The 20,110-nt window shown below is 64.0% G+C and carries 15 protein-coding genes and 2 pseudogenes; 10 read left to right on the forward strand and 7 right to left on the reverse strand.

Going from position 1 to position 20,110, the window contains the following annotated elements; translation table 11 throughout:
• Positions 1-254, forward strand: a pseudogene (locus CMI59_RS07330) (4-(cytidine 5'-diphospho)-2-C-methyl-D-erythritol kinase); the annotation flags it as partial.
• A 213-nt stretch (positions 255-467) separates the two neighbouring features.
• Here the strand turns inward: CMI59_RS07330 and CMI59_RS07335 are convergent.
• Positions 468-1,487 carry a polyprenyl synthetase family protein gene (locus CMI59_RS07335; protein ID WP_293326735.1) on the reverse strand — a complete coding sequence of 340 codons (1,020 nt, stop codon included), beginning with the start codon at positions 1,485-1,487 and terminating at the stop codon, positions 468-470.
• 245 nt (positions 1,488-1,732) lie between these two features.
• Here CMI59_RS07335 and CMI59_RS07340 point away from each other — a divergent pair, with 245 nt between their 5' ends.
• The 9 genes from CMI59_RS07340 to CMI59_RS07380 all read left to right on the forward strand — a co-directional run bounded on the left by CMI59_RS07340 (position 1,733) and on the right by CMI59_RS07380 (position 12,119).
• Positions 1,733-1,996 (forward strand): DUF2007 domain-containing protein, encoded by a 264-nt coding sequence (locus tag CMI59_RS07340; RefSeq protein ID WP_293326737.1) that lies wholly within the window; start codon positions 1,733-1,735, stop codon positions 1,994-1,996.
• Complete coding sequence (locus CMI59_RS07345; protein WP_293326740.1) at positions 1,993-2,793, forward strand: methyltransferase; 801 nt, start codon at positions 1,993-1,995, stop codon at positions 2,791-2,793. Before CMI59_RS07340 ends, CMI59_RS07345 begins: the two co-directional genes overlap by 4 nt.
• 49 nt (positions 2,794-2,842) lie before the next feature.
• A complete protein-coding gene (locus CMI59_RS07350) occupies positions 2,843-3,745 on the forward strand; it encodes a S49 family peptidase (protein WP_293326743.1) in 903 nt (300 codons plus the stop codon).
• Positions 3,746-3,800: 55 nt separating this feature from the next.
• The gene (locus CMI59_RS07355) at positions 3,801-3,992 is read left to right on the forward strand and encodes a hypothetical protein (RefSeq protein ID WP_293326746.1); all 192 of its coding nucleotides are present in this window, start codon (positions 3,801-3,803) and stop codon (positions 3,990-3,992) included.
• Between the two features lie 164 nt (positions 3,993-4,156).
• Positions 4,157-5,065 carry a glycine--tRNA ligase subunit alpha gene (locus CMI59_RS07360; protein WP_293326749.1) on the forward strand — a complete coding sequence of 303 codons (909 nt, stop codon included), beginning with the start codon at positions 4,157-4,159 and terminating at the stop codon, positions 5,063-5,065.
• Positions 5,065-7,146 carry a glycine--tRNA ligase subunit beta gene (gene glyS, locus CMI59_RS07365; RefSeq protein ID WP_293326751.1) on the forward strand — a complete coding sequence of 694 codons (2,082 nt, stop codon included), beginning with the start codon at positions 5,065-5,067 and terminating at the stop codon, positions 7,144-7,146. Before CMI59_RS07360 ends, glyS begins: the two co-directional genes overlap by 1 nt.
• A 151-nt stretch (positions 7,147-7,297) precedes the next feature.
• Positions 7,298-9,970 (forward strand): pyruvate, phosphate dikinase, encoded by a 2,673-nt coding sequence (gene ppdK / locus CMI59_RS07370; protein WP_293326754.1) that lies wholly within the window; start codon positions 7,298-7,300, stop codon positions 9,968-9,970.
• A 6-nt stretch (positions 9,971-9,976) separates the two neighbouring features.
• A complete protein-coding gene (gene meaB / locus CMI59_RS07375) occupies positions 9,977-10,936 on the forward strand; it encodes a methylmalonyl Co-A mutase-associated GTPase MeaB (protein ID WP_293326757.1) in 960 nt (319 codons plus the stop codon).
• 418 nt (positions 10,937-11,354) lie between these two features.
• The gene (locus tag CMI59_RS07380; protein WP_293326761.1) at positions 11,355-12,119 is read left to right on the forward strand and encodes a cell wall hydrolase; all 765 of its coding nucleotides are present in this window, start codon (positions 11,355-11,357) and stop codon (positions 12,117-12,119) included.
• Positions 12,120-12,177: 58 nt separating this feature from the next.
• Here CMI59_RS07380 and CMI59_RS07385 read toward each other — a convergent pair whose 3' ends face one another.
• From CMI59_RS07385 to CMI59_RS07410, 6 genes and pseudogenes are all read right to left on the reverse strand, one after another.
• Entirely contained in the window at positions 12,178-12,990 is an 813-nt protein-coding gene (locus CMI59_RS07385; RefSeq protein WP_293326763.1) for an SDR family oxidoreductase, read from the reverse strand.
• A gap of 82 nt (positions 12,991-13,072) precedes the next feature.
• Positions 13,073-13,936, reverse strand: coding sequence for a carboxylating nicotinate-nucleotide diphosphorylase (nadC, locus tag CMI59_RS07390; protein ID WP_293326773.1), 864 nt, complete (start codon positions 13,934-13,936; stop codon positions 13,073-13,075).
• Between the two features lie 2 nt (positions 13,937-13,938).
• Entirely contained in the window at positions 13,939-15,567 is a 1,629-nt protein-coding gene (locus CMI59_RS07395) for an L-aspartate oxidase (RefSeq protein WP_293326766.1), read from the reverse strand.
• 104 nt (positions 15,568-15,671) lie between these two features.
• Entirely contained in the window at positions 15,672-16,757 is a 1,086-nt protein-coding gene (nadA, locus tag CMI59_RS07400; RefSeq protein ID WP_293326769.1) for a quinolinate synthase NadA, read from the reverse strand.
• 229 nt (positions 16,758-16,986) lie between these two features.
• Positions 16,987-19,656, reverse strand: coding sequence for a DUF2339 domain-containing protein (locus tag CMI59_RS07405; protein ID WP_293326771.1), 2,670 nt, complete (start codon positions 19,654-19,656; stop codon positions 16,987-16,989).
• A gap of 73 nt (positions 19,657-19,729) precedes the next feature.
• Positions 19,730-20,110: pseudogene (locus CMI59_RS07410) on the reverse strand (NAD regulator); the annotation flags it as partial.

Here is a 20,110-nt window from a genome sequence, read left to right on the forward strand (position 1 = left end):
AGGAGCTTCTTCAATGGCTCGCCGGCCATCCCAGCGACCTGGAAGCGCCGGCCATGGAGATCGCCCCGGCAATCGGCGTGGTGCTGCGCAAGCTCGACACGCTGCCCGGCGCCTTGCTGGCCCGCATGTCCGGCTCGGGCGCGACCTGTTTTGCAATCTTCAGCGACCGCAATGACGCACAGGACGCGCTCTCCATCCTGTCGGCGGATTATCCGGACTGGTGGTGCGCCGCAGCGCCAGTCGTGACGGGGTAGGCGCGCGAGAATTTTCTGTCGGTGTTGTGCCGCTATTGTTTGAGCATTGCTCTCACCCAATAGCTGTCACCCCGGGCTTGTCCCGGGGCCCAGGGGCCGCAATCGCCGAGCTTGTCGCTCTGGATCCCGGCACAAGGCCGGGATGACAGTATTGTTTCGCATCACATGCCCGGGCCAACTTTGCTCTCCGAGGGAGAGGCTATGCTGACACGCTCAGTGGTCGCGGCTGATGCAGAACTCGACGAGATCGCTCAGCGCCTGACGCAGGTCGCTTTCGGGGAAGATCGCCAGCGCATCGATGGCGATGGCGCCGTAATGGCGGGCGCGGGAGATCGTGTCCGACAGCGCGTCATGCTTGTCGATCAGCTCGATGGCGTGCTGGAGATCCTCTTCCGACTGGTCGCCCTCGCCGAGCGTGCGCTGCCAGAAGGCGCGTTCCTCATCGTCGCCGCGCCGATAGGCCAGCACGATGGGAAGGGTGATCTTGCCTTCGCGGAAATCGTCGCCGACATTCTTGCCGAGCGCGGCCGCCGCGCCGCCATAGTCGAGCGCGTCGTCCACAAGCTGGAAGGCGATGCCGAGATTGCGGCCATAGGAATGGAGCGCCGCTTCCGCGCTGTCGCCATGTTCGGAAATCACGGCGCCGATTTCGCAAGCCGACGCAAAGAGCGCAGCGGTCTTGGCTTCGATGACGCGCATATAGGCGTCTTCCGTCGTGCCGGTGTCCTTCGCCGCGATGAGCTGCATCACTTCGCCTTCGGCGATGACGGCAGCGGCGTCCGACAGGATGTCGAGCGCGCGCAGCGAGCCCGTTTCCACCATCAGCTTGAAGGCGCGGCCGAGGAGATAGTCGCCGACCAGCACGCTGGCCTGATTGCCCCAGATCATGCGCGCGGTGACCTTGCCGCGGCGAAGATCGCTCTCGTCCACCACATCGTCATGGAGGAGGGTCGCGGTGTGCATGAACTCCACCGTGGCGGCGAGCTTCTGATGCGACGTGCCCTCATAGCCGCACATCCGCGCGCAGGCGACGGTCAGCATGGGACGCAGGCGCTTGCCGCCGGACTCGATCAGGTGGGAGGCCAGGTCCGGGATCATCTTCACGTCGGAGCTCATCCGCTCACGGATCAACTCGTTGACCTGCTCCATATCCGCCGCGACGAGACGCTGCAGGTCGGCGATCGCATTCTTGCTGCGCTCGCGGTCTTCTCCGAGGGGGACGACGACACCCAAAACAGACTTCCTTGCTTGCCGGACCGGGCGCGCAAACCGCGCGGCGGACCTTTTGAGGGATTTTCCGGGAGAATAGGTTGACGGCCTCGCTGCGGCAAGTGCGGCAGTCCGGGCCTTGCTGCAATAGAGCGTTCCGGATTTGAGCTAATTTGCGAAAGGGTCGCGTTTTTTCTGGGGTCGGGCGGGGCGGGGCCGTTAGAGTTGGCTTGAATGCGGCCGATTGCCGCCGTCGGCGAAGGAGCCCCATGAAGGAACTTCTGAGAAGCAACGATCCCGTGCTGGTGTCCTATCTTGAGCACCGATTGCGTGAGGCAGGTATCGAGCCGCTGGTGCTCGACGCCTATACCTCCATCGTCGAGGGCTCGCTGGGCATCCTGCCAAGGCGTATGATGGTGACGGAAGAAGACCACCCCGGGGCGGCGCGCATTCTCGACGAGGTCCAGCGCGAAAGCGAGGCCGGGCCGGGGCAGGGCCAGCAGGGGCCGGAAAAGCAGGGAGAGGACGAATGAGCGGCGCGGCGGCACGCGAAACGACCCCCGAACGGATCGAAGAGACCACGGAAGACGGCTTTCTGGACGGACGCATCACGCTTCGCCAGCCCGCCAAGGGCTACAGGGCGGGGATCGACGCGGTGCTGCTTGCCGCCTCCATTCAGGCCCGAAGCGGCGAACGCGCGCTGGAAGCGGGCGCCGGCGTCGGCGTCGCAAGCGCCTGCCTGGCCGCGCGCGTGCCGGGGTTGGAAGTGGACGGGCTGGAACTGCAGCCGGAGATGGTGGCGCTGGCGGCGGAGAATATTCGCCGTAATGGTTTTGCGGACCGCGTCTCCATATTCCAGGGCGATATCGGCCTGCCCGCGCGCGACCTCGCCGCGTTGGGGCTGGAGCCCAATTCCTATCATCATGTCTTTGCCAATCCGCCCTTCCACGATCCCGCGGCAAGCCCCGTATCGCCCAATGAAAGCAAGGCGAAGGCGCATATGACGCTGGGCTCCGACCTGGAGGACTGGGTGCGCTTTAGCTGCGTCATGGCGCGTCCTAAGGCGACGGTGACCTTCATCCACCGGGCCGATGCGCTGGCGACGCTGCTGGCCGCGCTGCAGGGCCATGTCGGCGGGATCGAGGTCTTTCCGCTCTGGCCCGCCCTCGGCAAGACCGCGAGCCGGGTGATCGTGCGCGGCATAAGGGGCTCGCGCGCCCCGCTGGTGCTGCGTCCGGGGCTGGTGCTCCATCGCCGGGACGGGCGCTTCTCGGAAGCCGCCGAGGCGCTGTTGCGGGGCGGGGAAGCGCTGCATTTCGACCGGGTGTGACGCGCCGCCCGCCTTGCCTATCGGCCTTCACGCACCTATTTGAAGCTATATGAAAAATCTCGCAGGACGCATTCTCCCCAAATCCGTCATGAGCCGTATCGCCCCGGGCTGGTCGCCGCCGCCCGTGGTGCCGGTGGTGCGCATTTCCGGCGTCATCGGCGGCAGCCAGCCCTTGCGCAATGGCGTGACGCTGGCCGCGCTGGCCGGGCCGCTGGAACAGGCTTTTTCCACAAGCGGCGCAAAGGCGGTGGCGCTCATCGTCAATTCGCCGGGCGGCTCGCCCGTCCAGTCCTCGCTGATCTTCAAGCGCATCCGGGCGCTGGCGGAGGAGAAGGAACTCCCCGTCATCGTCTTTGCCGAGGATGCGGCGGCATCCGGCGGCTATATGATCGCCTGCGCGGGCGACGAGATTTACGCCGATGAAAGCTCGGTGCTCGGCTCCATCGGCGTCATATCGGCGGGCTTCGGCTTTACCGGCCTGATCGAGAAGCTGGGCGTGGAACGCCGCGTCCATACGGCGGGCACCAACAAGGGGATGCTCGATCCCTTCCAGCCCGAAAGGCAAGAGGATGTGAAACGCCTTCTCGACCTGCAGGGCGAGGTCCATGACTATTTCAAGGATCTGGTGAGAGGCCGCCGGGGCGACAAGCTGGACGGCGCGGATGACGAACTCTTCTCCGGCGCCTTCTGGGCCGCCAAGGGCGCGCTGAAACGCGGCCTGATCGACGGAATCGGCGAAATCAGGAGTATCATGAGAGAACGCTTCGGCGAGGAGGTGAAATTGCGCCTCGTGGCGCCCCGGCGTTCCTTCTGGCCGTTCGGAAATACCGTCAGATCGTTGCAGAAAACGGATGCCCTGCCTGATTTTGGCCCGAATTTTGCGGATTCATTCGCAGACGGGATCATTTCGGCCCTAGAGAGGCGTTCCATTTGGAGCCGATTTGGCCTTTAATGATTCCAATCGAGCGGGTTGGGCTGACCGGCCCCAGTGTTGAAAGGGCATTTAGATGACAAAGCTCGTCTTCACAGCGATCTTCCTTGCCGCCTGCTACTCGGCGTATCGGGCAGTGGTGAAGGCGGCGGAACGCCAGCGCATGGCCATGGCCGAGGCGCGGTCCCGCAGCCGTATGGAGCCGCGCGACATGGGTCGGCTTCGCCGCACCCGCGACGGCTATTACGTCCCCGAGGACCATCGCTGATCCACACCCGCGAACGCGGACGGAATTTCGGGAAGGCCCGGCGCATGACGCCGGGTTTTCGTCATTTTGGGACGGTCCGTACCGTTTCTTGACCGCTTATCCCCCCGGAGCTAGGTTTCGCGCGCTTTCAAACGGGCAGTCCGCCCGCGACTCGCAAGGCGACCATGACCGGCAAGCCCGACCATTCCTTCCAGTCCCTGATCCTCACGCTCCAGCAATATTGGGCGCGGCAGGGCTGCGTGATCCTGCAGCCCTATGACATGTCGATGGGCGCGGGCACGTTTCATCCCGCGACCACGCTGCGCTCGCTGGGGCCGAAGCCCTGGAAGGCCGCCTATGTGCAGCCCTCGCGCCGCCCGACCGACGGCCGCTATGGCGAGAACCCGAACCGCTTTCAGCACTATTACCAGTTTCAGGTGATCCTGAAGCCGAGCCCGGACAATCTTCAGGAGCTCTATCTGGAGAGCCTCTACGAACTCGGGATCGACGCGAAGAACCACGATATCCGCTTCGTGGAAGACGACTGGGAAAGCCCGACGCTGGGCGCCTGGGGCCTTGGCTGGGAAGTCTGGTGCGACGGCATGGAAGTCTCGCAGTTCACCTACTTTCAGCAGGTGGGCGGCTTCGACTGCTCGCCCGTGTCCGGCGAGCTGACCTACGGGCTCGAACGCCTCGCCATGTATATCCAGGGCGTCGATAACGGCTATGAGCTGGATTACAACGGCGCCGAGGGTGCGGACCGCGTGACCTATGGCGACGTCTTCCACCAGAACGAGGTGGAATTCTCCGCGCACAACTTCGAGGCGGCGAACACGGAAATGCTGTTCCGCCATTTCGAGGATGCGGAGAAGGAGTGCAACGCGCTGCTGGACCGCGACCAGCCGCTGCCGCTGCCGGCCTATGACCAGGTCATCAAGGCGAGCCATAATTTCAACCTGCTCGACGCGCGCGGCGTGATTTCCGTCACCGAGCGGCAGGCCTATATCGGCCGCGTGCGCGCGCTCGCCAAGCGCTGCGCCGAGGAATGGCTGAAGACGCCCCAGGCGGGCGTAGAGGCAGGAGCGGCCGAATAATGTCTGAATTCCTGCTCGAACTTTTCTCCGAGGAAATTCCCGCCCGGATGCAGCTCCGCGCCGCCGACGATCTGAAGCGGCTGGTGACGGATGCGCTGAAGGCCGAAGGCGTGGACGCAGGCAAGGCGGAGGCTTACGCGACGCCGCGCAGGCTGGCGCTGGTGATCGATGGTCTGCCGGACAAGACGCCGGATGTGCGCGAGGAGCGCAAGGGGCCGAAGGTCGGCGCGCCGGAAAAGGCCATCGAAGGCTTCATGCGCGCGGCCGGGCTTTCCTCCATCGACGAGGCGGAAATCCAGGAAGACAAGAAGGGCCGGTTCTATGTCGCGGTGATCGAAAAGCCGGGCAGGGAAATGGCCGATGTGCTGGCCGAAATCGTGCCGCAGGTGATCCGCAATTTCCCCTGGCCGAAATCCATGCGCTGGGGCGAGGGATCCTTGCGCTGGGTGCGCCCGCTTCATTCCATTCTCTGCCTCTTCGGCGGCAAGGTCGTGCCCTTCGAGTTCGAAGGCATGTCGTCGGACAGCATGACCTATGGTCACCGCTTCATGGCGCCGGACGGCTTCAACGTCACGAGCTTTGCCGACTACAAGGCGAAGCTGGAAAAGGCCCGCGTGGTGCTGGCGACGGAAGACCGCGCGAAGGCGATCCACTCCGCCGCGTCGATTCTCGCGAAGGATGAGGGGCTGAAGCTCTTCGAAGACGAGGCGCTGCTGACGGAAGTCGCCGGGCTTGTCGAATGGCCCGTGCCGCTGATGGGCAGGATCGACGACGAGTTCATGTCCGTGCCGCAGGAAGTGCTGACGAGCACCATGCGCGCGAACCAGAAATATTTCGCCTGCACCGACAAGGACGGCAAGCTCGCCCCGCGCTTCATCGTGATCGCGAACCTTGAGGCGCATGACGGCGGCGCGGCCATCGTGAACGGAAACGAGCGCGTGCTGCGCGCCCGCTTCGCCGATGCGCGTTTCCTCTGGGATCAGGACCGGAAGGAAACGCTGGAAGCGCGCCTGCCGAAGCTCGCCGATGTGAAATTCTATGAAGGGCTGGGCAGCGTCGGTGATAAGGCCGAACGTATTGCGAAGCTTGCTCGCGCACTGGCCGAAGACCTGCCGGGTGTCGATCCGGCAAAGGCCGAACAGGCGGGCCGCCTCGCCAAGGCCGATCTCGTCAGCCAGATGGTCTTCGAGTTCCCCGAACTGCAGGGCCTGATGGGCTCCTATTATGCGCGGAACGATGGACTCGGCGACGACATCGCGGACGCGATTGCCGAACATTACTCGCCGGTCGGCCCGACCGACGACGTGCCCGCCAGCGCGCTGGGCAAGGTCGTCGCACTCGCCGACAAGATCGATACGCTGGTGGGTTTCTGGGCGATTGACGAAAAGCCCACGGGATCCAAAGACCCTTTCGCACTCCGCCGCGCGGCGCTGGGCGTTCTTCGTGTCGTGCTTGAAGATGAGATACGAATCTCGCTGCGGGAAGTTTTCAGCGATTCAATGACGATCTATACGAACCATGGGCACCAATGGTTTGGCAAAGGTCCTCAGGTTTATCGGGACCTCCTCTCCTTCTTCGTCGACCGTCTGAAAGTCTATTTGCGTGATCGCGGGACGCGGCACGATCTGGTGGATGCCGTCTTTGCGCTGGAAGGTCAGGACGACCTCGTGCTGATCGTGAAGCGCGTCGAGGCGCTGTCCGATTTCCTCGGCACGGATGACGGTACGAACCTGCTGGCCGGTTACAAGCGCGCGGTGAACATTCTCCGCATCGAGGAGAAGAAGGACGGCGCTTCTTATGGCGGCGAGCCGGATGCGGGGCTGTTCGAACTCGACGAGGAACGCGCGCTGTTCGACCGCATCGAGGAAGCGCGCTCGGAAGCGACGCATGCGATAGGCCGTGAAGATTTCGCCGCCGCCATGTCCGCGCTTGCCAAGCTGCGCGCGCCGGTCGATGCCTTCTTCGATAAAGTCACCGTCAATGCCGACAGAGCGGAAGTGCGCGCGAACCGCCTGCGCCTTCTGAGCCTCATCCGCGCGGCCTTGCACGAGGTCGCGGACTTCTCGAAGGTCGAGGGGTAAGCCCCCTCGCGGAACAACCTACTGCGTCATGGCCCGGCTTGTCCGGGCCATCCACGTCTTTGCCGAGTTAAAGAAAGGCGTGGATGCCCCGCCTGAAGCGGGGCATGACGAAATCTGGTTTACTGGTAAGCCTCAACCAAAGGCAGTAACGATGGCAGAGAACAAGTGGGTCTATTCCTTCGGCGACGGCAAGGCCGAGGGAACGGCGGAGATGAAGAACCTTCTCGGCGGCAAGGGGGCGAACCTGGCCGAGATGTCGAATATCGGGCTGCCGGTCCCGCCGGGCTTTACCATCACCACCGAAGTCTGCACGGCGTTCTATGAGAACGACCGTCAGTATCCGGACGGGCTGAAGGAGCAGGTGGAAGCCGCGCTCGAGAAGATCGGCCAGAGCGTCGGCATGAATTTCGGCGAGAAGGAAAACCCGCTTCTCGTCTCCGTGCGCTCCGGCGCGCGCGCCTCCATGCCCGGCATGATGGATACGGTGCTCAATCTCGGTCTGAATGACGAGACGGTGGAAGGGCTCGCCGTGCGCTCCGGCGACAAGCGCTTTGCCTATGACAGCTATCGCCGCTTCATCCAGATGTATTGCGACGTTGTGCTGGGCGTGGAGCATTATAATTTCGAGGAGATCCTCGAATATTACAAGGAAGAGCAGGAATACGACCTCGACACCGAGCTGACCGCGGATGACTGGAAGGATGTCATCACGCGCTACAAGGCGCGCGTGGACGAGGAACTCGGCAAGCCCTTCCCGCAGGATGTGAAGGAACAGCTCTGGGGCGCCATCGACGCGGTGTTCGGCTCCTGGCGCAACCGCCGCGCGGACACTTATCGCCGCCTCCACAACATCCCCGAAAGCTGGGGCACGGCCGTCAATGTGCAGGCCATGGTGTTCGGCAATATGGGCGACAGCTCGGCGACGGGCGTCGCCTTCACGCGCAACCCCTCGACCGGCGAAAAGGCCGTCTATGGCGAGTTCCTGGTGAACGCGCAGGGCGAGGACGTGGTGGCGGGCATTCGCACGCCGCAATCGCTGTCGAAGGCGGCGCGCATCGCGGGCGGCGACAAGAAGCCCTCCATGGAAGAGGAAATGCCCGACGCCTATGGCGAGCTGGTCGAGGTCTTCCGCCGCCTGGAAGAACACTACAAGGAGATGCAGGACGTCGAGTTCACCGTGCAGGAAGGCAAGCTCTGGATGCTCCAGACGCGAAGCGGCAAGCGCACGGCGAAGGCCGCGCTGAAGATTGCCGTGGAGATGGTGGGCGAGGGGCTGATCGACGAGCGCATGGCGATCACCCGCGTGGAGCCCGGCGCGCTGGACCAGCTTCTGCATCCGACGCTGGACCCGGCGGCGGACCGCGAAATCCTGACCAAGGGCCTGCCCGCATCGCCGGGCGCGGCGAGCGGCGAAGTCGTCTTCAGCTCCGACGAGGCGGCGAAGCTGAAGCAGGACGGGCATGACGTGATCCTCGTGCGCGTGGAAACGAGCCCGGAAGACATCAACGGCATGCATTCCGCCGTCGGCATCCTCACCTCGCGCGGCGGCATGACGAGCCATGCGGCGGTGGTGGCGCGCGGCATGGGCCGGCCTTGCGTCTCCGGCGCGGGCGCGCTGCGGATCGACTATCAGGCCGAAACCATGACGGTCTCGGGCGAGACGGTGAAGAAGGGCGACATCATCACCATCGACGGCGGCACCGGCGAAGTGATGAAGGGCCGCGTGCCGACATTGCAGCCGGAACTCTCCGGCGATTTCGCCACGCTGATGGAATGGGCCGACACGCATCGCCGCATGAAGGTGCGTACCAATGCCGAAACGCCGACCGATGCGAAGACGGCGCGCAAATTCGGCGCGGAGGGGATCGGTCTCTGCCGTACCGAGCACATGTTCTTCGAGGCGAACCGCATCACCCATGTGCGCCAGATGATCCTGGCCAAGGACGAGGCGGGCCGCCGCGAACCGCTGTCGAAAATCCTGCCCGTGCAGCGCGACGATTTCCGCCAGCTCTTCGAGATCATGCACGGCCTGCCCGTGACGATCCGCCTGCTGGACCCGCCGCTGCATGAATTCCTGCCCAAGACCGACGAGGAAATCGCGGAAGTGGCGGAGGATACGGGCATGCCCGCCGCCGATCTGCGCCGCCGCCTGATGGAGCTGGCGGAGGCCAACCCCATGCTCGGCCATCGCGGCTGCCGCCTCGGCATCACCTTCCCGGAAATCTACGAAATGCAGGCGCGCGCGATTTTCGAGGGTGCGCTGGAAGCAGGCAAGAAGACCGGCGAGCATGTGATCCCGGAAATCATGGTGCCGCTCGTCGCCATGAAGGCCGAACTCGACTTCCTGAAGGCGCGCATCGTGGCGGTCGCCGAAGAAGTGAGCAAGGAACACGGCGCCGAGATCGAATATCACGTCGGCACCATGATCGAGCTACCGCGCGCCGCGCTGATGGCGGGCGAGATCGCCGAGACGGCGGAGTTCTTCTCCTTCGGCACGAACGATCTGACGCAGACGACTTTCGGCATCAGCCGCGACGATGCCGCGAGCTTCATCAACGACTATCTGCAAAAGAACCTTATCGCGCAGGACCCCTTCGTCTCGCTCGATCTGGATGGCGTGGGCGAACTGGTGAAGATCGCCGCCGAACGCGGCCGCGCCACGCGCGAGGGCATCAAGCTCGGCATTTGCGGCGAGCATGGCGGCGACCCGTCCTCGATCTATTTTTGCGAAGAGGTAGGGCTCGATTATGTGTCCTGCTCGCCCTATCGCGTGCCGATCGCAAGGCTGGCGGCGGCGCAGGCCGCGCTCGCTAAGGAGACGTGAGGGCCGGTGGCAAGGCGGCTCGACATTCCCGCGCTCAATGAGCTGCTGAAAGGCGGCAAGGCCGCGCTCGCCCGGGCGCTGGCCGCCGTGGAGGCGGCGCCCGACGATCCGCGCACCGTGGAGCTGCTGGATGCCGCCTGGGCAGCGCCAAGGGCGACGGTCGCGGGCCTGACCGGCCCGCCCGGCGTGGGCAAGTCCACGCTGACCAATGCGATGGTTGCCGAATGGCGAAAACGGGGGAAAACCGTCGGTATTATCGCCGTGGACCCCTCAAGCCGACGCACACGCGGCGCGCTTCTGGGCGACCGGACGCGCATGGTGACGGACCCCGCCGACCAGGGCGTCTTCATCCGCTCCATGGCCGCCCGCGAGCGGCTTGGCGGGCTCGCGGACCTCACCTTCCCGGCGCTCGTCCTGATGCGCGCCGTCTTCGACGTGGTGCTGGTGGAAACGGTCGGGATCGGCCAGTCGGAAACCGACATTGCCGATGTCGCCGACACGGTCGTCTTCTGCATCCAGCCGGGCTCCGGCGACAGCCTTCAGTTCATGAAGGCGGGCATCATGGAGGTGCCCGACATTACGCTTGTCACCAAGGCCGATATGGGCCCCGCCGCGAGTCGGGCCGTCGCCGACGTTCGCGGGGCGCTCGGCCTGTCCGAAGCCCCCTCGACCGGGTGGCAGGTGAAGGTACTCACCGTCTCCGCCACGAAGGGGGAGGGGGTGGCCGGCCTCGTGGACGAGATCGAGGCGCATGGGAAGCATCTGTCTGCGGACGATATTCTTCCCGGCAAGCGCCGGAACCAAGGATTGTCCTGGGTCAGATCATCCTTGGGCGGACGGTTCGGGCGGGAAGGGCTTTCGCTTGTGGCGGAAGAGATTTCGTCCGATGCGCAGCGCTCTCCCTTTGCGCTGCATGCGGATCTTTCATCGCGTCTGCAACGAAAATGGCGTGATGGAGACCATTAACAACGCCTCTTGAATTTGAGTCGTTCGATACCACTTTCTTTTACGTTATGTGGGCCGGGAAAGCCGTTTCGCGCGTTTCTTTGCACAGAATTTATGTCGGAAAACCTGTGAGGATTCAGCAGGTTAGGTGCGGCCGTTAAGGGTGCGTCAACTTATTACGTTGCCTACCTCGCAAAGCGTGTGTTACCCACGCCAGCGACTTGAGAAGGTTTACGCCCGGAATGCCGCCCCGAGTATGAATGCGGTCGGGCTCTGGCACGAATGAGTGCTGTGTCTGCAGGTCTGTCCGAACCTCGAAATATCTGAGCGACGGAACCTCCAGCGACTTTACGTTCCAACGGTATGTTGAGTGGGAACGGAAGGCGCAGGCGGAAAAGAGGACCCTGAAAGTACAACAACGCAGTCGGTAAAGAGAACGATGCGCAAGGTCATGGAGTGGCTCGAACTGGGCCACATATTCAAGGGTACGGCATATGCGGCGGTTTCGCTGTTGTGCCTGGGCGTTGTCGGCGGGGCCGTGTTCCACGCCGCCGGTACGTCTGCGCCCGTCGTGACCCCTGCGAGCGTTCCCATGGTTGCGATGGCGACGACGCCGGGCCGCAAGCTGCCCTGGATGCCGCCCAAGCCCACCATGAAGCCGACCGACCTCGTGCAGCCCACCTACAAGCTGGCCGCCGCCGAGAAGGACCAGCCGGGCCTGATGGAATTCAAGCGCCCCGTCGCCGATGTCGATGTGGCTGCGTTGGACCGTCAGCGGCAGTGCCTGTCCATCGGCATCTATTACGAGGCGCGGGGCGAGACGCTGAAAGGCCAGCTCGCCGTGGCCGAAGTGATCCTCAATCGGGTGAAATCGAACCTCTATCCGGACAATGTCTGCGATGTGGTCTATCAGGGCTCCAAGCTGACGACGGGCTGTCAGTTCTCCTTCACCTGCGACGGCATGTCGGAAAAGCCGCATGACCGCCGGGCCTGGCGGCAGGCGCGCAGCGTGGCCGAGCAGGCCTTGCTGGGCCGTGTCCGCGACAATGTGGTGGGCAAGGCGCTCTTCTATCACGCCGATTATGTCCGTCCCCGCTGGGCGAACAACATGGTCGAGGTCACCAAGGTCGGGCGGCATATCTTCTACCGCCTGAAAGGCGATGCGCCCATGAAGAAGACCGAGCTCGCCTCCAGCGACGGCTGATCCGGCGGCAGACCGATGAAAAATGGCGGCGCTCCTGAAAAGGGCGCCGCCATTTTCGTTACTGCTTCTGCATTTCCTCGAAAATCGCGGCAAGCGGACCGGTAGAGGCGATCTGCTCGCGTACGGCTTCCGGCGAGTTGCCAGCAGCCTTGTCGAGTTCGACGAGTTCCGGCGGCACATACCAGTGCAGCTTGTCGGAGTTGTAGGCCTCCCAGACGGATTTTGCGACCTCGACCGGCGGAATGGCGCGGAACAAACCTTCCTTCGGTGCGGCCTCCACTGTGCCTTCCGGCAGGATGGGCGTGTCGATGAGGCCCGGCAGGACATCCGCCGCGCGCACGCCGATGAGGCGGAACTCGATGGAAAGCGCTTCGGTGAGCCCCTTCACCGCATGCTTGGTCGCCGAATAGACGGCAATGCCCGGCATGCCATAGGTGGCGGAGGAAGAGGATGTGGTGAAGCAGAGCGAATTGTCGGTCGCCTTCAGAAGCGGCAGCGCGACATGGATGCCGTTCAGTACACCGACGAAATTCACATTCACCACGGCCATGATGTCTTCATAGGCCATATCGGCGAAGAGCCCGCCGCGTCCGATCCCGGCATTGTTGTAGAGAATGTCCATGCTGCCGCCGGTCGCCTCGCCGAAGGCGGCGACGGCCTTGCGGTAATCCTCAAGGTCGGTGACGTCGAGCGTGCGCGTCATGCAGTTGTCGGCGCCCAGCTCCTTTTCGAGCGAGGCAAGGCCCTCCGCATTGACGTCGAAACCGCCGACGAACCAGCCCTTGCCGTGAAAGAGCTTCGCCGTTTCGCGGCCCATGCCGGAAGCGGCGCCGGTGATGAAGATGGATTGCCGCCCATTCGCGGTGCTCATGATGTTCCTCCCTCTGTGCTTCTGGTTTTTTATAGACCGCAGTCTAGAAAGCGGTCCCCGGAAGCAGCAAGGAGAAAGCGTGTCAGGAGGCCGTCAGACTGTCGAAATCGAGGCCGATATCGAGCGTCGGGGCGGAATGGGTGATCCAGCCGCTTGAAATGAGGTCCACACCGGCTTCCGCAAGCGCAGGCGCCGTTTCGGCGGTCACGCGGCCCGAGGCCTCGGTGATGGCGCGGCCGTCGACGAGCCGCACGGCCTCCGCCAGCGTCTCCGGCCCCATATTGTCGAGCAGCACCGCATCGACGCCCGCGTCGAGCGCTTCTGCCAGCTGCTCCAGCGTGTCGACCTCGCATTCGATCTTCACGAGATGCCCCGCATGGGCCTGCGCGGCCTTGATGGCGGCGGCGACCCCGCCTGCGACGGCGATGTGGTTGTCCTTGATGAGCACCGCATCGTCGAGGCCGAAGCGATGGTTCATGCCCCCGCCGCAGCGCACGGCGTATTTTTCAAAGAGGCGCAGCCCCGGCGTCGTCTTGCGCGTGCAGCAGATGCGCGCCTTGGTATGCGCGATGGCATTGGCGATTTCGCGCGTCGCCGTTGCGATGCCCGACATATGCCCCATGAAATTGAGCGCCACGCGCTCGCCCGTCAGGATCGAACGGGCAGGGCCTTCGATGGCGGCGATGGTATCGCCCGGCATGACATCGGAACCGTCCGGCTTCACCACGGCGACCTTGAGGGCCGGGTCGATGAGGCGGAACGACATGCGTGCGCAATCGAGGCCCGAGACGCGGCCCGGCACGCGCGCATTGAGAAGCACGCGCGCTTTCGCGGCGGCGGGCACGGTCGCCTGGGTGGTGATGTCGCCCGCGCGGCCGAGATCCTCAAGCAGCGCGTCGCGCACCGCCGGTTCGATCATGAGCGGGGGCAGCGGCTCGACGTCTATGCTCATGACGCGGCATCTCCGGCTTTTATGTTGTTGTCCGCATGGATGCCCGCAGCCAACACCGCCGCCTCGGCGATGCGTTCGGCTTCCTTGAGCGTGATGAATGTCCGGTGCCGGCAGGGAATGCGCTGATCCGGGAAGTCGCTGCGCCAATGGCCGCCCCGGCTTTCCTCGCGCGCATAAGCGGCAGCAGTGACGATCTTGGCCGCGGTCGCCACATTGCGGAAGAGGCTCGCCGGACCCGCCGCGCGTTCCAGCCGTTCGATACCGGCAAGCGCGAGGGCGAGGCCTTCCTCATTGCGCTCCACGCCTACATGGCGCGTCATCAGGCGACGCAGCTCGTCCATCATGGGCGCGGCCACAGCATCGCCGCGTCCGAGTGCGGGCGGCGCAACATGATGCGCGGAGCCGGTGTTGGTGAGCGGCATGGAGGCATCGATGTCGGCGGCAATGCGCGCGGCATAGACCACGGCCTCCAGCAGCGAATTGCTGGCAAGCCGATTGGCGCCATGCGCACCGGTTGCCGCCACCTCGCCACAGGCCCAAAGGCCGGGGAGCGTGGAGCGACCCGCTATGTCCACCATGATGCCGCCCATATGGTAATGCGCGGCGGGCGCGACCGGGATGCCGTCTTTCGTCGGGTCGATACCGAGCGCGACACAGCTCTGATAGACGGTCGGGAAGGCGGTCGGGAATTTGTCGCCCACGGCCTTCGAAGCGTCGAGCAGGACTTTGCGGCCTGCCGCCAGCTCGCGGAAGATCGCGCGTGCCACCACGTCGCGCGGCGCAAGCTCCGCTTCCTTGTGGATCGCCTGCATGAAACGCTCGCCGCGATCGTTCAGAAGGATCGCACCTTCGCCCCGAAGCGCTTCGGTGACGAGGGGCGCGGGATCGCGGTCGGCGGCGATGGCGGTGGGGTGGAACTGGACGAATTCCGGATCGGCGATCATCGCGCCTGCGCGCGCGGCCATGGCAAGGCCTTCGCCGCGTGCCTCGCGCGGATTGGTGGTGACGGCAAAAAGCTGTCCCGTACCGCCGGAGGCGAGCACCACGCTGCGCGCCTTGATGAGCAGCGGCGTCCGGGCGGCATTGGTGTTCGCAGGCCGAGCGAAGACGCCCGCGACGCGACCCTGCTCGACGGCGAGTTCGTAAGCTGAAAAACCCTCGATGATGCGGATGCTGGGCGTGGCGCGCACGGCGGCGACAAGCGCCTCCATGATGGCCTTGCCCGCCTGGTCGCCGCGCACATGCACGATACGGTTGCGGCCATGGGCGGCCTCGCGGCCTGCTTTCAGCTTGCCTTCGAGATCGCGGTCGAAGGGCACGCCGAGGCGCAGCAGATCCTCGATGCGCTGGCCCGCTTCCCGCGCCATGGAAAGTGCGACTTCCTCATCCACCAGCCCGGCGCCCGCGGCGATGGTGTCGGCGGCATGATCTTCCGCCGTATCGCCTTCGGTGACGGCGGCGGCGATGCCGCCCTGCGCCCAGGCGCTGGAGGCACCGGCGCCAATGGGCGCGCCGGCCAGAACGGTGCAGGGGCGGGGTGCGAGTTTCAGCGCGGTGAAGAGACCGGCCAGTCCCGCCCCGACGATGAGTACGTCGCCTGCATCTGTGATGTTGTCATGGGCCATGGTTCAAAACCCCGCATATCCCGGTCGCGGTGCGCGGATGGTGCGCATCGTGCCGTCGTGACCTGATGGCAAAACCCCCGCGCGTGGAGCGCGGGGGAAGCCGGTCAGTTTCCGAGATTGATCATCCGCTCGACCGCGAGCCGCGCCTTGCCGGCAACGGCTGGATCGACGGTCACTTCGTCCTTCATATAGAGAAGCGAATCCAGAATGTTCTGGAGCGTGATCCGCTTCATATGCGGGCAGAGGTTGCACGGCCGCACGAACTCGACGTTCGGATTGGCCACCGCCACATTGTCGCTCATGGAGCATTCCGTCACCATCACGACCTTCTTGGGCTGGTTGTCCTGAACCCAGTTGATCATGCCGCTGGTGGAACCGGAGAAGTCGGCTTCCTCCACCACATCGGGCGGGCATTCGGGATGCGCGATGATGACGATGTTCGGATCGTCCTCGCGATAGCGGCGAAGCTCTTCCGCCGTGAAGCGCTCATGCACTTCGCAATGGCCCTTCCAGGTGAGGATCTTCTTCTTCGTCTGCTTGGCGATATTCTGCGCCAGATATTCGTCCGGGATGCAGAGCACCGTGTCGCTGTCGAAGCTTTCGACCACCTGAACGGCATTGGACGAGGTGCAGCAGATGTCGCTTTCCGCCTTCACGTCGGCGGAGGTGTTCACATAGGTCACGATCGGCACGCCGGGGAATTTCTCGCGCAGCATGCGCACATCCGCGCCGGTGATGCTTTCGGCCAGAGAGCAGCCCGCCTTCGCATCCGGAATGAGAACGGTCTTTTCCGGATTGAGGAGCTTCGAGGTCTCCGCCATGAAATGCACGCCGCATTGCACGATCACATCGGCATCCACCTTCGCCGCGTCCTTGGCGAGTTGCAGGCTGTCGCCCGCAATGTCGCTGACGCAGTGGAAGATTTCCGGCGTCTGGTAATTATGCGCCAGGATGACGGCGTTACGCTCTTTCTTCAGTTCGTTGATCGCCTTGATGTAAGGCGCGAAGAAAGGCCACTCGACCGACGGAATGACGTGCTTCACCTTCTCGTAAAGCGGCGCCATCTCTTCGGCCAGCTCGGGCGTGTATTCCAGGTTCGGCTTCGCGATGGGCGCATATTTCTTCGCCACCGAATCCGGCTTCTCGGCGGCTTGACCCGTTTTGGCTTCGATTTCGCCAGCAAGTGCCATCTCAACCTCCAGACGCCTCTTCTTCCTGTCGCACCTGCCGGGAACCGGCATTTGCGGGAGAGGCTAATGCTCAAAGTGAGCATATTGTAGGGATCAAAAACACCGGCTCCTGCCGGCCGACTGATCCAGTTTCCAACTGAGGCTTATGCTACAGATGAGCATTAGTCCCGTCAACCATTATTCAGTCGAGGTCCGAACGGCTCTTTTCACGCCATAATTGGGCTTTCCGTCAGTCCTGCGCGGGGTCCTTGCGGAAGACCATCCGCTGATAGAAGAGCCCGATGCCGATCAATGCTGCACCGAGACCCAGGAAAGAGGCCGCCCGCAGGATGCCGCTCAGCCCGGACATGTCGAGCAGGAAGACCTTGCCGACCACGAGGATGATGAGACAGAGCGAACCGACGCGGAGCATTTGCCGGCGGGTGACGAAAGCGGCTGCCAGCATGACGCCGCCCAGAACGAGCCAGGCGAGCGAGTAGCTGTAACTTTCCACTTCGGAAACCGGCACACGATGAAGGGCGATGCTGCCCTCGTGGAAGAGGCGGCGGATTTCCAGGCTGTAATAGGCAAAGCCCGCAATGGCCGATGCAAGCGCCATGGCCAGGCCGTTTCTTCTGGCATTGAGCTTTTGCAGGGCGGGGACGCAAAGGGCCGCCAGCAGGGCGGGCGCGAGATAGGCGAGCATCATCGCATCGAAGAAGAGCGGCCCGTTGAACCTGATGGTCGAGATAAGCGGCGACATGATGAACAGGCCGATGAAGAAGCCGGCATAGGAAAGCCCGAGCAGCACGTTTGTCATCCAGCGATAATGGGGTCTCGCCACATGGAGGCGCCATTTCATCATTGCGAGCGCGGCCGTCAGCCAGACGATGAGGAAACAGCCATGCTCGGCGAGGCCGTAACGCATGCCCGGGAAACCGAACGCATTGCCGTTGTTGAAGGCATGATTGATTTCCAGATGGATAAGGGCGAAGCCCAGAACGAGCGCGACCTGCTCCAGATAGTTCGCCGTCCTGTCCAGTCCTTCGCGGCGGAACAGCATGGCGCCGAGGCCGGTGAATGCTGCGGGCAGGCCGTAGGTGTAGAGAAGGACATTGAATATAGGCGTGGTGCCTATGCCGTATTCCGGCAGGTAGGGGTTGAAGATGAGCCGGACCAGGATCACGCCGCCGAAGAAGACCGCAATCTTCTCAAGCACCGGCACATTGAGATGGCGCCGGATGGACGCGATGCCGGGGACCAGCAGCGAAAGCGCGATGGTGAGCCATTCATTGCGGAAGGCGATGGCGAAGGTCAGCGCCAGAAAGCCGAGCGTGGCGCCGGCATAAAGCGCGATGGCAAAATCTCCCGTCGCACTGTCGCGCTGCCGCTGATTGAGCTGCTGCGTGATACCGGCATGCAGGATGGCGAGGATGAGGGCCAGGAAAGCCCATGAGACACTGGTCTCGAGCAACTCGGTGCGTGCATAGGCGATTGTGAAAAGCGTCAGCGGAACGAAGGTCGCGGCCGCCGCCCAGCTTTTCTGCCGCGCCCCGGCGATCTGTTTCAGATAGCCCGCGCCGCCGTAAAGAAGCGCGGTGAGGGCGCTTGCGAGGAGATAGCTCGTCAGCGCTTCGGAGAGAAGCGGTTGGGTGAAATAATGCGTGATGGAGGTGGAGACGTTCTGGTCCCACGCGGCCCGGGGGATGGCCCATAATCCAAGACCCGCCACGGCAAAGGGTGCGGAGATCGCGACGGCGGGGGCAAACCCCTCGCGCCGCCAGCCTGCGCCGAGGGTGAGCAGGATATAGGCCGCGAATCCGACAAGCGCCGATCCTTCATAATCGGCGGCGAAGAGGAACAGCATGATGAGGAAGCCGGTGATCGCAGCGGTGACACTTGGCGGGGACATGAAATCCGCCTTGTCGGTCTCTTGCGCGTCGTCCCATGCCCAGAAGAGCTGGAACCCGTAGAGCGCGAGCAGGTGAAGCGCGATGACGATCTCGTCGCCGGGAAGCCATAGCCCGATGAGCCAGATAAGCGGCCAGATGAGAGAGCTCCCGAGCGCAGCGTAGTTCAGCCACCGCCATTGCCGCAGCTCCGCCGTGGCGATCGCCGCGCCGATAACGAAGGTCAGGTAGAGAAAGAGAACTTCCGGATGCGGCGTATCCGACGCGATGAGCGCGGGCGTCAGCACACTGCCGAGCAGACCGATGGCGGCGAGATAGCTGGCATGAACGCCCGAAAGAAGAATGGTCACGAGGGAGACGCCGCCAAGCAGCAGGAAGGCGGCAGCGGGAGACAGCATGCCGTAAAGCGCATAGGCGGCGTAGATGGTGGCATAGCCGGCAATGCAGCCGGTCGCGGTGAGAATGGGCGGGATCGGAACATTGCCGGCTTGCGACAGGGAGACGATATCCGGGCGGCGGCGCAGCATTTCTCCCGCTGCGAGCAGCGCGACCGAAAGCAGGACGCCGAGAAAGATGCGGACGCCGGGGCCGACGAGCCCCTGTTGCACCGAATACTGAACCAGGAAGATGGCGCCGAAGGCGAGGGCGAGGCCGCCGATCCAGACCGTCCATCTGGTGCCGAGAGCCTGTTCCAGACCGCCGCCTTCTCCGTCACGCTTTCTGCGTTCCGGGGCGGGGCTGTCGGCGCGTGCGTTCGCGGGTTGCGGCGGAGGAGTTTTCGGCCTTTGAGCGACCCACCCACGGACATCCGGGGCCGTTTCCGGTCTTTTCTCTTCTCGCGGTTCGGGCGAAGCAGGCGCGTCCGCCTGCCGGGGCGTTGCGCCTTCATCCGGCGCAAGCTGGGCCTTCAGCCGTTCCACATCGTTCGTCAGGCGCTTCACCCGCCGGGAAAGCGAGTACCAGCCTGCCCCGGCGACAATGATCATGATGAAGATAAAGAACTCAACCATCGAACTCTCCCCGCGCGCGAATTATCGGGAGGGAGGGTAACGCAGATCGGGAGGGGCGGTCTGCCGATTCGTGTCAGCTATTGGCGCGGCTGCGCGAGGGGGCGAGTTTGAGGCCGGGCGCGGGGCGCTCGTTCAGCACCTCACGGCGGAAGCGGAACTGCTCGGCGGGCCGCCCGCCCGTGCGGGTGGAGACGCGGCCCGTGCGCTCCACCATGCCGCCTTTTTCGACCAGCCGGCGGAAATTCTGCTTGTGGACATGCAGCCCGATCAGCGCTTCCACCGTGCGCTGCAACTCGTAAAGTGTGAAGGTCGAGGCCATCAGCTCGAACACGACGGGGCGATATTTGATCTTGGCGCGCAGCCGGCTCATCGCCGTGGCGAGGATGCGGCGATGGTCGTACTGCATCGGACGGCCGATCACGGGCTGTCGCTCGCCCAGTGCGACGGCGCTGGC

It is taken from the genome of Parvibaculum sp. (assembly GCF_002684405.1).
Lineage (GTDB): Bacteria > Pseudomonadota > Alphaproteobacteria > Parvibaculales > Parvibaculaceae > Parvibaculum.